Raw genomic sequence first — 14,307 nt, forward strand, 5'->3', positions numbered from 1 at the left:
GCCGGTCCACGAGGGTCCGCCCGGTGGCTTCACACTAGTTATCACATATATTTATTATATTTGAAGCGTATTCTGCCGGATGGCACCGAAGACGGCGCATCGAGGACTCGAACCGAACGACGAGAACGAACGCGGGTGGCGACCGTGAGCGATCCGGACCTCACGGACCTCGACGGCGTCGGCGAGAAGCGGGCCGAACTCCTGCGTCGCCGCGGGTACGCGACCGTCGAGTCGGTGGTGGACGCCACCCTCGACGACCTCGTCGAGATCGACGGCATCGGACCGGCGACGGCGACCGACCTCCTCGCGTCCGCGGTGCGGCTGCTGGACACGAGCGAGCCCACGGCGGAGACGCCGCGCGTCTCGCGCGTCGGGACCACGTTCCCCCGTTTCGAGCCGGTGACGACGTTCCCGAAACCGCGGATTCCGTTCGCGCGGCCGACCCGAACTCCGCCGACCGTCGAGTCCGGATCGGACCGGAAACCTGCCGACTACGACGCCTCACGGCCGCCGGACGACATCATTTCGCGACCGCCGGACGACGAGCGCCGACGCGGCGAGAGACGACGGCGGGCCGGCAGCGAGGCGGCGGTCGGCGACGCCGGGACCACGCTCGAGCTCGCGGGCCACCTGCTGGGTCGGGAGGCTGACCGACGGGGGCGCGTCGGGCATACCCCGATCGATCCCTCGGCGGTCGACGTGAACGTCACCGTCAGGTTCGCGCCCGCGTCCCGGTTCGACGTCGACGCCGCGGCGACGCTCGCGGAAGCGGGCGTTCCGGCGGCGGCGCTGAAGGCGCTCCCGAAGTTCGAGGACCGCGTTCTCGAACGGCTCGAGGAGGACCCGTCGTTCGCCGCCGACGTCGTGGCGTCGCCCGACCTCGTGAGCGAGGCGCTCGATGACGGCGACCCGCTCTCGGACCTGTTCGCGTCGTCCGCCGGCTCTCCGCGGCGACGCCGTGACGTCGGACTCGCGCCGGTCGGCCTCGCCTCGCTGCGCGTCGGGACCGCCGACGGCCCGGGGGGTGAGTGACCGATGCGAACGCCGTACGAAACCGGCGGCTACGACCTGGTCGTTCAGGTGTCCGAGCGGGAGTACAACGACCAGCTCGCGGCGCTGTACGCCGCGGGATCCGACGTGTTTCCGCCGCAGCTCCGCCGCACGTTCGACGCGCCCGTCGCCGGCGAGGCCAACTTCCTCTTCGACACCCCGTGGATGGCCTTCGAACGGGACCCCCAGACGCGCCGGGAGGTCGCGCGGTACGATTGGGGGGTCACGGACGCGCAACTCGCCACGACGGGCGACCGGATCACGATGTGTCTGCCGTTCAGCGAGTCCTTCGTCGCGATCGACGACGGAGCGACGGTGCGCGACCTCGACGGGACGATCCTCGTCCAGGAGTCGGTCGCCGTCCGGACGCCGCCGGCCGACGACGACGCCCGCGAGGTGGGGCTGGCCTTCGACGGCGGCGTCGACCGCATCGAGGTCGGGTTCACGCCCGAGACGGTCGGACGGCTGAACGACGCCAGCCCGTTCCTCGAGGCGGTGCTCAGGGCGGTCATCCAGGACGAGGTGACGGAGCTGTTGACGACCGACGTGCGGTGGGTCCCGCTCTCCCCGCAGCCGATCCCGCTCGGCGACGACGACGACCCGACGGAGCCGATCGACGTGGAGACAACCCTTCTCCGGACGGGCGAGGACGCGATCGCGTTCCTCCTCCCGACTCGGGCCGCGACCGAGGGGGACGCGGCCGCCGTGGCGGCGGCGAGCACGACCCCGGAGACGCCGGTGGTCGTGCTCGTCGACGGCGAGACGCTGCTCGGGGACGTCGTCTGTCCCTCGCTCTCCGAGTCGCTCGACGCCCCCGACGGGGCCTTCGCCCGGCCGTGTCGGCTCACGCGCCCCGTGCCGCTCGACGTCTCGAACGAGGAGGAGATCGACCGGCTCGCCGTGACCGACCTCGAGGCCCGGATCGCGGACGGACACATCGCGGTTACCGGGGCGTTCGAGGGCGACGGCTCGGCGGAGGGGTTCCCGTTCGACGTGGACGGGGACTTCCGGATCCGGGTGTACCTGGAGATCGACGACGGGGCGGTCGACCTCCGCGTCGAGATGGACGACCCGAACGTCAACGTCGACTTCCCGTGGTACGTCACGCTCGCGGCGCTCGCCCTCGGCGCGATCACGGGCGGTATCGCCGGCGTGATCCTCGCGACCGTCGCCCTCGTCGTCGCCGACGCGATCGCGGACGGCGTCGCGAAGAGCATCGGGAAGGACGTGTTCGCGGAGCGACTCGCCGACGTCGATGACCTCTCGATCCCGATCGGGCCGGCCGCGGACGGGTTCGAGCTCACCGAGCTCGACCTGACGCCCGACGCGCTCGCGATCGGGGGGCGGCCGGTGACGGACGCGGCGCTCCCGGTCGTCGCGCGGTCGGCGCGGCAGCCGCTCGCGCCCGGAGCCGCGATCGACCTCGACACGGGGACGGTCCGGGCGGGCGTCTTCGAGGGCGCGGACCTCTCGTGGGGGACCGGCCCGAACGGTCCCGGCCTGTACGCCCGCTCCGCCGCCGTGATGGCTCCGCTCGCCGGCTCCGCCTTCGACGGCCTCACCGTGGTCGACCTCGAGCAGGCGGAGTACGAGTCCGCGGCCTTTCGGCGCCATCTCCCCGCCTCGCGGGTGCCACGGCGGACGCGGCTGTTCGGCGTCGAGTTCGGCGGCACGGTCGTGATCGCGGTCCAGACGAGCGAGAACCGCTACGCGAAGGTCCGCTGTTCGCGGCGCGACGGTCGGCTCCGGCTCGAGTACGTCACCTACGGGCGGCCGACCCCGGAGGTCACGATCGAGGAGCTGTCGCGCGTCACCGACTCCCGCGAGATCGAGCGCGGCACGGAGTCGTGGCCCGTCGTGAGCTGTTTCCCCTCCTTCGAGTTCGGCGGGGAGCGCGTCGGCGGCGGCCTCGAAGTGGAGGACCGATCGGAGGAGTACACGATCGACGAGGTGGCCTATCGGATCACCGCCACGGCTCGCACGCGGCTTCTCGCCTCGCCGCTCGCGGGCCACGAGTGGACGTTCGCGGGGCGACCGCTCGACGGCCGGGGTTCGTTCGCCCACGAGGGCGCGACCGTCACGTACGACGTGGCGGGCGCGACCTGCGTCCTCGAGACCGAACGGGGTGCGGGGCTCTCGGGGCACCTCTCGGTGACGGTCGCCGACGACCGCGGGCTCACGGTCGCCGACCGCGAGTGGCTCGCGTACCCCGCGACGCGAAAGACCGGCGGGATCCCGCCGGGGGCCGTCCGGGAGGCGAGCGACGAGATAGCGCGCTGTGCCGGTCCGCCGCGACGGTTCCCGCCGGACGGCCCGGGCGGGTTCGGCGGCCCGGGCGCGGACCCGGACCCGATCCCCCCGTGGGCGCTGGACGAACTCACCCAGCCCGGCCGGCTCGCCGGGGAGGTCGGGACGGACCCCGAGGTGCTCGACCGTCTCCTCGGGGAACTCGCGACGACGGACGGACGGACGACCCCGCGGACGGGGGGTCACGACCGCGTCGGCCCCGGAGAGCCGGCGATCGATCCCGCCCGACCCGCCGTCCGCCTCGACCGCGGCCGCCTCGACGAACTCGCGCTCGACGAGCGGTCGCTCCGGGCCGCGCTCGAGCGCGGCGGGCTCTCGGTGACCGATCCGGACCGGATGTGACCGGTCCGCCGGGACGGACCCCGCGTCTCACGGGTGCGGGCCCGGCGTCGACGTGACCGGGACGGGACGCTACTCCCACTCCTCGCGACACGCCTCGCTACAGAAGTGTCGTCGCTCGACCACATCGTCCTCGACCCACGTCACCGTCCGCCTCTCGACGCCGAGCGCGGGCTCCCCGCAGGACGCACACCGGGGCGCGGACTCCTCGTCCTCCTCGCCGAGATCGGATGTCGGATCCACCATACCCGCCCGTGGGCTCGCGGCCACTTGAACCCGCGAAGCGCGGCAGTTCTGGCCGGGCGGCGGTCGTCGCTCCGTGCTCACTCCGCGCCGACGGTCGGGTGCGCCACGTCGAGTTCGACGTTCGCGTCCGGGTCGTCGATCGCCCGTTCGCGGCCGTCGGGCCAGCGCACGACGACGCGTTCCGGCTTCGCGTCCCCGAGTCCGAAGTGCGCGATCGGCTCCGTCTGGCAGAGGTAGCCGCCGCCGGCGTCGATCACGCGCCGCTGGGTTCCGCCGCCCGCGACGCGGAGCCGCACGGTCGCCCCGCGTGCCGGCGCGCCCTGCGGCGTCGTCGGACGGACGCGGAGCCAGCCGTTGTCGGCCGCGCCGGGCGCGGCGTACACCGAGATCGGCTGGGCCGCGACCTCCCCGTGGACGACGACGAGCTCGAGGACGCCGTCGCCGTCGAGGTCGGCGGCGACCGCGCCCGTGCCGAACCCCGTCGGCTCGGCCGCCGCGCCGACGTCGCCGGGGACCCAGCGGGGTTCGGTCGCGTCGCCGTCGTCGGCACCGGCGGACCCCGCTCGGCCCCCCCGACCGTCCGCGACCGGGTCGACCCGCTCGAACAGCCGGCTGGCCTCGCCGAAGCCGTTACAGAACAGCTCCTGTCTCCCGTCGTTGTCGAAGTCGGCGGCGACCACTGACCGGACGCCCTCCGCCGCGCGAAGCGCCGACGGGGCGACGTCGCGGTACCGTCCCTCGGCGTCGGCCCTGAGCAGCCGGCTGTGACCCTCCCAGTTGCCGACCGCGAGCGCGAACGACCCGCCCTCGTCGACCAGCGCGACGCCGCGCGCGTCGCCCGCGGGGTCGGCGAGGTCGGGCCCGCCGTCGACCGCCTCGTAGTGGCCCCCCTCGTTGCGGAACAGCCGGTTCGGTCCGGCCTCGACGCCGACGAACAGGTCGGTTCCCTCCGAACAGAGCGGGCCGGGCAGCAGCGACCGGCAGCCGTCCTCGACCGCCAGCCCGACCGCGTCGGCCATGTCGGAGGCCTCGCCGTCGTCGCCGAGCTCGTAGAACGCGAGCGGCGCGCCGTAGCTGGCGACGGCGACGCCGTAGCGGCCGGTCCCGAGGCGGTCGAGCGCGGCGACGGAGCGGCCGGCCCGGAAGTTGAGCCGGTCGGCGTTGACGGGCAGCGCGAAGGTGTCGGTCCACCGGTAGGCCTCCGCCTCCAGCCGGTCGAGGAGGAGGTCGGAGTCGCCGGCGACGCCGACGCTGTTGGCGCAGTTGTGGACGTATATCTCCTCGCAGCCGTCGGCGTCGACGTCGGCCGCGCACACGCCCATCGCGTGTCTGTCGCCGTCGGCGACGATGCCGCAGGCGGTGTCGGAAAACCTCGCCGGTCCGCCGTCCTCGCGGGCGTACAGCCGGTTCGGCTCCCCGTATCCGGCGACGAAGACCAGCGGCCCGTCCCGACCGGGCGTCACGGCGACGCCGTACCCGCGAACCGGGTCGGCGTCGGCGAGCAGATCGGAACGGTCCGCGAACATGACCGCCCGTCACCGCCCAGGGGTAATGAACGCACGGGTTGGAGCCGCCGCCGAAGCGGTCGGTCGATCGCTCGGTCCCGCCGCGGCGTCACCCAGCCGGAGTCGACAGGTTTCGCCTGATGTACCGAGTGATGGCGCGGAGTCGGTCCGGGTCGAACGTCCAGACCCCGTGCCAGACCCGCGGCTCCGTCTCCACCGCCAGCAGGGCGACCCCGCCGTTGACCCCGCGGTCGAGGTCGGTCTCCGCGTCCACGGCCGCCGGGCCGCCCGGCGGGTCGAACACGACGAACCAGCTGTCCGTGAAGTCGCTGGAGCGGCCGCCGTGGATCGTGGCCTCGAGCCCGGTCGGCGGGTCGTCGGGCACGCCGTAGAGGTGGGCGTCGACCCCGCCGTCGGCGAGGCGGTCGTACACGCGCCGCGTGCCCAGCTCGTCCTCCAGCCGCGAGAGCCGCTGGAACGACGACCGGAGCGTCCCGCCGCCGGCCGCCAGGGCGGTGCGCTCGATGAACCGCGAGATGGTGATCAAAAGCAGCTTCTGCCGGTTCGACTCGGGATAGCCGCGCAGGGTGAACACCGTGTCGTCGAGCCCGGTTATCACCGACGGCAACTCGAGGTCGCCGGGCGCGCGCGTCCCGGTGATGTACAGGTCGGAGTTCACGAACAGGATCGCGTCGCCGAGCTCCTCGAGCGTCGACCCCGCGAGGACCTCGTCGCCCTCGAGGAGCAACACGAGGTTCTCGGCGTCCGCGAGGCGGTCCCCGTCGAACGGCACCGCGTCGTGGTCGCGGAGCACGGCCGCGTCGAGGGGATGGTCGGCGATCCCGGCGGAGGCGGCGTCGACGGCGGCGTCGAGGCCGGGCGCGACGGACCCGTTCGTCTCGTTCGCGCTCCGCTCGGTCACGCGGACGGCGTCGTCGCCGAACGTGTCGACGAGCATGTCCTGGACCGGGTCCGGGTCGGTTCGATTGACGACGACGATCGACCGCTCCGCGCTCTCGAAGCGATCGACGAGCTGTCCCAGGGTCACGATACCCGAACCAGCCGGCTACCGAAAATAAACGTTCGTCCTTCGTTATCGCATCTGAAAACGAGGCGACGACGCTCCCTACGCCACGACCGTCTCCTCGAGCAGCTGGAGCGGGTGTTCGATCTCGTAGCCGGTGCCGTGTTCCATCTGCATCGCGCAGGTCGGACACTCCGTCATCCCGACCTCGCCCTCGGCGGCCTCCATGTGATCGAACATCTCCTCGCCGATCTGCATCGACTTCTCGTACTTCTCGCTCTTCCAGCCGTAGGTGCCCGAGATCCCCGAACAGGAGTCGCCCACGTCCTCCAGTTCGACCCCGTCGACGTCGCGGAACGTCTCGACCGCCTGCCGGGCGAGCCCCTGGTTGCGGGCGTGACACGGCGCGTGATACGCGAACGACCGGTCGTCCTCGGGGCGCGCCTCCGCCAGCGCCTCGTCCAGGTCCTCGTGGATCCGGAGGTACTCGAGCGCCTCGAAGGTGTGATCGGAGACGTCCTCGATGCCGTGGATGTCGAACAGCTCGGGGTACTCCTGGCGCAGCGACATCGAACAGGAGGTACACGACGCGATCACGTCCGCGCCGTCGCCGATCGCCTCGACCAGGTTCTCGACGTTGGTCTCGGCGTGCCGGCGGGCGTCCTTGAGCATCCCGTTCGCGAACATCGGCGTGCCCGAGCACTTCTGGGGCGGCACCATCACCTCGTAGCCGAAGTGCTCGTAGACGCGGACCATCGCCTTGCCGACCTCCGGCGTGTTGTAGTTGGAGTAACAGCCGTGGAAGTACGCCACGCGCTTGTCCGGGTTCTCGACCTGCGCGCCGCCGCGGTCGCGCCACCACTCGCGGAACGTCGTCGTCGCGAACTCGGGGAAGTCGCGCTCCTTGGGGATCCCGAGCACCTTGTCCATCGCCCAGCGGGCGGGGCCGAAGTTCATCGCGAACGAGGAGAGCCGCGGGACCACGCTCGCCAGCCGCGCCGAGGTCCGGTAGTTCGCGAGGATGCGGTTGCGGACGTACTCGACGGAGAGCTTCTCCATCTGTTCCTCGACGAACTGGCCGCGCGCCTCGTTGTGCATCTGCGAGAGCGGCACGGAGGAGGGGCAGGCGTCGTCACACCGCATACAGTTCGAACACGAGGTGATCGACTCGTCGATGTCGTGGTCCCCCTTCCGCTTGAGCCGCCACTGTTCGGGTCCCTGGAACTTCGGACCGGGGAACTCGTCGTCCACCTCCGCGACCGGACACGACGTGTCACAGGAAGTACACTTGTAACAGGAGTCGGCCCCGTCGCGGAGGTCGAGGTCGCCCTCGGGGAACACGTCGATCGGGTCGTAGGCGTCGGGGTCGAGCTCGGTCGAGTCGCTGCCGCCGGTCGCGCTCTCGACGCCCCCGTCGGTCGCGGTTCGCGGCGCGTCCGTCGCGGCCGATTCGGTCGGCTCGGCCGGCCCGTTCGCCGCGGACGACCCCGCGGAGTCGCTCCCGGCGGCTCTCGCCTCGTCCCCGTCGTCGGGGACGAATATCGCCGGGCGCTCGTCGCGACCGATCTCCGGGACGTTCGGCTGCGGCGTCCCGTCGGTTCCCCCACAGCCGCACCCGCCGTGTGGTTCGTCGGTCCCCTCCGCCTCGTCGTCGTCGTTCTCCGTGTGTCGTGTCATTGTCCAACCTCCCGTGCCGCCTCCCGGCCCGCCACGAGGCCGGTCGCGAGCGAGACGCCGCTCGCGGACTTCTCCCGTGCCACGTCCGCGCCGCCGACGACCGCGCCGGCGACCCGGACGTTCCCGTACGCCACCTCGCCGCTCTCGTCGAGCGGCCGCAGCCGCTCGTCCGGTCGCACGCCGAACCGCGCGTACGGCTGCTCGCCGAACGCGTCGTCGACGAACCACTCGTAGCGGTCCGCCGGCTGCGGGACGTGTAAGTCGAGGACCGGCTCGCGGACGCCGTCGCGGTCCGAGTCGAGCCCCTTGCCGACCAGCCCGCCCGTCGCGAGCACGATCGCCTCCGCGCCGTAGGGCACCTCGCTGCCCTTCCGGTCCATCACGAGGCGGTCGATCCGGTCGCCGCTCCCGTCGCCGCCTCCGCCGTCCCCGCCGCCGTCTACTTCGTACCCCACCGCGGGCGTCCCGGTCTCGAACCGGACCCCGGCGTCGTCGAGCGCGTCGTACAGCAGGTCCTCGAGGCGGAGGCCGGGCAGGCTCGGCGGCCCCATCGGGATCTCGAAGACGTCCGCGCCGAGCCGGTCGCCGAGCTCCGCGCGCACCTCCGCCGCGTGGTCGTCGCCGAGGAACGCCGGGAAGCCGACCCGCTCGACGCGGTCGACGCCGCCCTCGCCGTCGACGACGTCGTGGAGGTGCGGCCCAACCGCCTTCGCGAGCGCCTCGCGGGCCGGCGTGCCGTCGATCGGCTCGTCGCGGTCGAGCGCCTTCGCGAGGCGGGTGATCTTCGCGTCCGCGCGGAACGCCTCCGCGAACTCCACCTCCGCGCCGGCGACGTCGAAGGGGACGCCCGCCGCCGCGAGCCGGTCGGCGAACGTCCGCGCGTCGTACTCCGTGAGCGACCGGAACCCCACGATCAGGGCGGGGCGGTCGTCGCTCGCGAGCCCGGCCGCCGCCGAGGCGGGATAGCGGGCGGTCGGTTTCACGCTGCCGCCGAAGGTCGGGACGAGGGCGTTTCGGTCGGTGTGGCCCCCGAGGTACGCGTCGCCGACGAGGTCGTCGAACAGGTCGAGCCCCTCACGCAGCGCGTCCGCGCCGACGAGCCGGTACGGATGGTCCTCGGGGAGCCGGTCGATAGCCTCGAAGGGGTCGGCGAGCGGCCCCTCCGGGTCGGGCCACTCGTCGGGGTCGAGGTTCCGGCCCGCGGTCGGCGGCCCCTCGCGCAGCGGCTTCGCCGGCTCGGTCGCGGGGAGGTAGCCGAGCGCGTCGATCAGCCCGGACGCCTGCCGCAGCGTGCTCGCCTTGTGCGAGACGAGCCGCGTGTCGGCCCCCTCGCGGGCGGCCGCGATCGCGGCCGTGATCCCGGCGATCCCCCCGCCGACGACGAGGACCTCGCTATCGATCGCCATGCCCGCCCCCGTCGGTCGCCGCGACGCCCGCGGCCGAGTCGTCCGAGCCGTCGACGCCGGCGGCTCCCGCCCCCGCGTCGAACGCGCCGAAGTCGACGTCGGCGTCCGTCGTCGCCGGGTCGCCGTCGCGGTTCATCGTGGTGGCGTGGAGCAGGTGGTTCAACATCGCCTGCGAGAGCTGTCGGCCCCACAGCGCGTGTCGCTGGCCCTTCCAGCGCTCCTGGTAGAGCTCGTCCTCGGCGTCGCGCGCGACGGGCTCGGGATACTCCTGGGCCAGTTCCGAGGCGATGCGGTGGGTACAGAAGCCGCCCTGGCAGTTCCCCATGGAGGCGCGGGTCCGCAGCCGGACCGCGTTCAGGTCGGAGCCGGCCTGTTCGATCCCGTCTCGAACCTCCGCGCGCGTGACCCCCTCGCACTCGCAGACGACGGGGTTGGGGTCGGTGCCGGAGAGGACGTCGTCGGTGCGCGATCCGAGCCGCTGGGCGGAGCGGCGGCCGATCGGCGAGCGGATGCCGAACTCCTCCATGTAGTCGCGGAGGACGCTGAAGTCCTCGGAGCCGGGAAGCGGCGCGTCGGCGGTGTCGCAGTCGGCGTCGTAGTCGAGCTTCTCGCAGACGTGGTCGGTGATCGACTCCGCCATCATCCGGTAGGTGGTGAGCTTCCCGCCGACGATGCTCGTCATGCCGGGGAGGTCGTCGCGCTCGGCGTGGTCGAGGAGGAAGTAGTCGCGCGTGATGTCGGTGGGGTCGTCGGTGCCGGTTCCGGGCGGCTCGTAGAGGGGTCTGACGCCCCAGAACGATCGGAGCGTGCGGGCGTCCTTCAGCGCGGGCACCAGCTCCGAGAGCGTCTCGATCATCAGGTCGACCTCCCACTCCTCCTCGGGGTAGTCCTCGGGGTCGTCGACCTCCTCGTCGGTCGTTCCCAGGATACAGGCGGTCTCGTGGGGGACGACGATGTCGGCGTCGCCCTTCGGTCGACAGCGGTTGATCACGGTGTCGACCTGCCGGGTGTTCATCACGGTCATCACGCCCTTCGACGGGCGGACCTCCACGTCGACGCCGGCCATCTCGCCGAGCTGTCCGGCCCACGCGCCGGTGGCGTTGACGACGTAGCGCGCGCGGATCTCCTCGGTCGTCCCCGGCTCGCGGTGGACGCGCTTGCCCGGGCCCGTGTCGTGTTCGATCTCGACGCCGACGACCGCGCCGTCCTCGACGAGCACGTCCGTCACCTCGGCGTGGGTCTCGACGCGCGCGCCGTGCTCGCGGGCGTCGGCGGCGTTCGCGACGCAGAGCCGGAACGGGTCGACGGCCCCGTCGGGGACGACGATCGCCTTCTCCACGTCGCGCGCGAGGTACGGCTCCCGCCGGCGCGCCTCCTCGCCGTCGATCACCTCCGCGGGGATGTCGCACGCGCGACACCCCTCGAGCTTCTCCTGGAAGTACTCCTCGTCGTCCTCGGGCCGCTTGACGAACATCCCGCCCGTCTCCTCGACGCAGTGGGCGGCGATGTCCCGCAGGACTCGGTTCTCCTCGATACACTCGCGCGCGCTCTTCTGGTCGGAGACGGCGTACCTCCCGCCGCTGTGGAGGAGCCCGTGCATGCGCCCGGTCGTCCCGTGCGTGAGGTTCCCCTTCTCGACGAGGACCGCGTCGAGCCCCCGCCTCGCGAGGTCCCGTATCACGCCGCAGCCGGTCGACCCCCCACCGACGACGACGACGTCCACTTGATCGTCCATGTCATAGCGCTTGGACCGGGATCACTTTACTTTATCTCCTGGAGGTGCCCGATCATAACTATCAGGGATAGTCATCATCTCCTGTCGGCGGGATAACCCACAGATTTATATATTCACCTTTTTTATGCGGCGTGGCATACGGATTTTAACAGGAAGATTATTATGGTAGTACATTATGTTCACGAATGGCGTGGTAGCTTCCGTGAAGATATGCCGTGGCGGCGACGACAGCGACCCCGCGTCCCCGGTCTGCGGGCCGGCGTGAGGCCCGGACGCGACGTTTCGGGGCGGGGAGGGTGACGGGTTCGGTCCCGGACGGATCCGGGGCACGGACGGTGGCGTCGTCGTTTCGGCCGGACCAGCGCCGCAGGAGGGATCCAGAACATGACACAGTACGTCGGTGCGATAGACCAGGGGACGACCGGAACCCGCTTCATGGTGTTCGACCACGGCGGGCAGGTCGTCGCGAACGCCTACGAACAACACGAACAGATCTACCCCAACCCGGGCTGGGTCGAACACGACCCGATAGAGATCTGGGAGAACACCCAGGAGGTCGTCCTCGACGGGCTCGCGGACGCCGGGTTGGAGGCGAACCAACTGGACGCGATCGGGATCACGAACCAGCGCGAGACCACGATCGTGTGGGACCGCGAGACCGGCAAGCCGGTCCACAACGCCTTAGTCTGGCAGGACCGCCGGACGACCGATCGGGTCGAGGAGCTCCAGGACGCGGGAATGGTCGAGGAGATCCGCGAGAAGACCGGCCTCGAGGCCGACGCGTACTTCTCCGCGACCAAGACCGAGTGGATCCTCGACAACGCCGAGCCGCTCAAGATGTCGAGCTCCCGGGGCCGTGACCTCCGCGACCGCGCCGAGGACGGCGAGCTGCTCATGGGCACGATCGACGCGTGGCTCATCTACAACCTCACGGGCAACCACATCACGGACGTGACGAACGCGTCCCGGACGATGCTGTACAACATCCGGGACCTGGAGTGGGACGACGAGCTCCTCGCGGAGTTCGACGTGCCGAAGGAGATGGTACCGGAGGTACGCCCCTCCTCCGACGAGGACTACTACGGCCACACGGACGCGGACGGCTTCCTCGGCGAGGAGATCCCGGTCGCGGGCGCGCTCGGCGACCAGCAGGCCGCGCTGTTCGGCCAGACCTGCTTCGACGAGGGCGACGCGAAGAACACCTACGGCACCGGCTCCTTCTACCTGATGAACACCGGCACCGACGCCGTCGAGTCCGACCACGGACTCCTGACGACCATCGGCTTCCAGATGTCCGGCGAGCCCGTCCAGTACGCGCTGGAAGGGTCGATCTTCATCACCGGTGCCGCCATCGAGTGGCTCGAGGACGTCGACCTCATCAACAACGCGGCCCAGACCGCCGAGCTCGCCCGATCGGTCGACTCGACCGACGGCGTCTACATGGTCCCGGCGTTCACGGGGCTCGGCGCGCCCCACTGGGACGGCCGCGCCCGCGGCACCATCGTCGGGATGACCCGCGGCACGAGCAAGGAGCACATCGTCCGCGCGACCCTGGAGTCGATCGCCTACCAGACCCGCGACGTGGCGGAGGCGATGGAGGCCGACTCCGGCGTGGAGACGACGAGCCTCCGGGTCGACGGCGGCGCGGTGAAGAACAACTTCCTCTGTCAGCTCCAGTCGGACATCATCCAGACGGAGATCGCCCGGCCGGAGGTCGACGAGACGACCGCGCTGGGCTCGGCGTACGCCGCCGGGCTGGCGGTCGGCTACTGGGACACGGTCGACGAGCTGCGCGACAACTGGCAGGTCGACCGCGAGTTCACTCCCGAGAAGGAGGCCGCGGAGGTCGACAAGCTGTACAGCCGCTGGGACGACGCCGTCGAGAAGTCGCTCGGCTGGGCGAGAGACGACGAGGAGGACGAGTAGAATGAGCGCTGAAGTGTCGGCATTGCTCGCGTCGGGCGAGGTGCTCGCACAGTGGAACGCCGGCTCGCTCAGTGCGGTACTCGACGTGCTGCTCAGCCCGGGCATCTGGCTCGGCGCGGCCGCGGGCGGGGCGTTCGGTGCCGCCCTCGGGGCGCTCCCGGCGTTCATCTTCACCGGGTTCCTCGTCATCGCCGGCGTCTTCGGCGGCGACGCCGCCTCCGGAGCCGGCGTCGGCGTCGGCTTCGGTCCGGTGTTCGGCCCGCACATCTCCTTCGCCGGCGGTGCGGCCGCGGCGGCGTACGCGGCGAAGAACGGCGCGATGGAGTCCGGCTTCGACTACCACAACGCGAAGGACATCGGCTTCGCGCTCGGGAGCCGTCCGGACATCCTCGCGGTCGGTGCCGGGTTCGGCGTGTTCGGGATCCTCCTCGAACAGACGCTCCGCAACCTGGCGATCCCGACGGACCCGATCGCCTTCACCGTCGTGGCCAGCGCGCTGGTCCACCGGCTGGTGTTCGGCTACTCGGTGATCGGCAACGTCAGCAGCAAGGCGAGCGGCTACTTCGACATGGGGCCGTTCGAGCGCGAGGAGATGCGAGAGGACGGCGAGGTGCCCGGCGACGGCGACAAGGACGGGAGCGACCGGCTCGCCGTCGAGCCGTGGCTGCCGAACATGTACAAGTGGTCACACGTCGCGGCCATCGGGGCGGCCGCCGGGTTGGCGGCGTCGTACGCCGCGATCCAGACCGGGAACGTGTTCCTCGGGTTCGGCATCAGCGCGGCGACGCTTCTGTTCTTGAACCTGGGCGTCGAGCGGATCCCGGTCACCCACCACATGACGCTGCCGGGCGCGACCGCGTGGGCCGCGTTCACCGGCGCGGGATTCAGCCCGGCCATCGGGCTGGTGGCCGGTGCCGTGTTCGGACTGCTCGGCGCGGTCATCGGCGAGGCCTTCCAGCGCGTCTTCTACGCGCACGGGGACACGCACGTGGACCCGCCCGCGGCGGCGATCTTCATCACCTCGTCGATCCTCGCGGTGCTGGCGATCCTCGGCGTGCTCGGATCGATCTGGGTGCCCGGGACCTGATCCCG

Annotated in this window: 10 protein-coding genes; 4 read left to right on the forward strand and 6 right to left on the reverse strand. The window is 71.5% G+C overall.

Features of this window, described 5'->3' with window-relative positions; genetic code table 11:
* The first annotated feature begins 144 nt into the window (after positions 1 to 144).
* Positions 145 to 1,032 (forward strand): helix-hairpin-helix domain-containing protein, encoded by an 888-nt coding sequence (locus AXA68_RS11010; RefSeq protein ID WP_232745104.1) that lies wholly within the window; start codon positions 145 to 147, stop codon positions 1,030 to 1,032.
* Between the two features lie 3 nt (positions 1,033 to 1,035).
* Positions 1,036 to 3,699: a hypothetical protein gene (locus tag AXA68_RS11015; protein WP_066416598.1), complete on the forward strand. Its 2,664-nt coding sequence runs from the start codon at positions 1,036 to 1,038 to the stop codon at positions 3,697 to 3,699.
* A gap of 69 nt (positions 3,700 to 3,768) precedes the next feature.
* On the opposite strand, the gene AXA68_RS17135 is transcribed toward AXA68_RS11015, so the two are convergent.
* The 6 genes from AXA68_RS17135 to glpA all read right to left on the reverse strand — a co-directional run bounded on the left by AXA68_RS17135 (position 3,769) and on the right by glpA (position 11,289).
* Positions 3,769 to 3,942 carry a DUF7576 family protein gene (locus tag AXA68_RS17135; protein WP_198530051.1) on the reverse strand — a complete coding sequence of 58 codons (174 nt, stop codon included), beginning with the start codon at positions 3,940 to 3,942 and terminating at the stop codon, positions 3,769 to 3,771.
* 77 nt (positions 3,943 to 4,019) lie between these two features.
* Complete coding sequence (locus AXA68_RS11020; RefSeq protein WP_066416600.1) at positions 4,020 to 5,468, reverse strand: CRTAC1 family protein; 1,449 nt, start codon at positions 5,466 to 5,468, stop codon at positions 4,020 to 4,022.
* Positions 5,469 to 5,556: 88 nt separating this feature from the next.
* Complete coding sequence (locus tag AXA68_RS11025) at positions 5,557 to 6,495, reverse strand: hypothetical protein (RefSeq protein ID WP_066416604.1); 939 nt, start codon at positions 6,493 to 6,495, stop codon at positions 5,557 to 5,559.
* Between the two features lie 78 nt (positions 6,496 to 6,573).
* Positions 6,574 to 8,148, reverse strand: a complete 1,575-nt coding sequence (locus AXA68_RS11030) for an anaerobic glycerol-3-phosphate dehydrogenase subunit C (protein WP_066416612.1) — start codon at positions 8,146 to 8,148, stop codon at positions 6,574 to 6,576.
* Positions 8,145 to 9,554 (reverse strand): glycerol-3-phosphate dehydrogenase subunit GlpB, encoded by a 1,410-nt coding sequence (gene glpB / locus AXA68_RS11035; RefSeq protein ID WP_066416621.1) that lies wholly within the window; start codon positions 9,552 to 9,554, stop codon positions 8,145 to 8,147. Before glpB ends, AXA68_RS11030 begins: the two co-directional genes overlap by 4 nt.
* The gene (gene glpA / locus AXA68_RS11040) at positions 9,541 to 11,289 is read right to left on the reverse strand and encodes an anaerobic glycerol-3-phosphate dehydrogenase subunit GlpA (protein WP_066416624.1); all 1,749 of its coding nucleotides are present in this window, start codon (positions 11,287 to 11,289) and stop codon (positions 9,541 to 9,543) included. Before glpA ends, glpB begins: the two co-directional genes overlap by 14 nt.
* Positions 11,290 to 11,673: 384 nt before the next feature.
* Between glpA and glpK the strand changes: the two genes are divergently transcribed.
* On the forward strand, positions 11,674 to 13,215 hold the full coding sequence (gene glpK / locus AXA68_RS11045) for a glycerol kinase GlpK (protein WP_066416627.1): 1,542 nt from the start codon (positions 11,674 to 11,676) through the stop codon (positions 13,213 to 13,215).
* Position 13,216: 1 nt separating this feature from the next.
* The gene (locus tag AXA68_RS11050) at positions 13,217 to 14,302 is read left to right on the forward strand and encodes a hypothetical protein (protein ID WP_198530052.1); all 1,086 of its coding nucleotides are present in this window, start codon (positions 13,217 to 13,219) and stop codon (positions 14,300 to 14,302) included.
* Positions 14,303 to 14,307 lie beyond the last annotated feature (5 nt).

This window comes from Halorubrum aethiopicum (genome assembly GCF_001542905.1).
GTDB classification, from domain to species: domain Archaea; phylum Halobacteriota; class Halobacteria; order Halobacteriales; family Haloferacaceae; genus Halorubrum; species Halorubrum aethiopicum.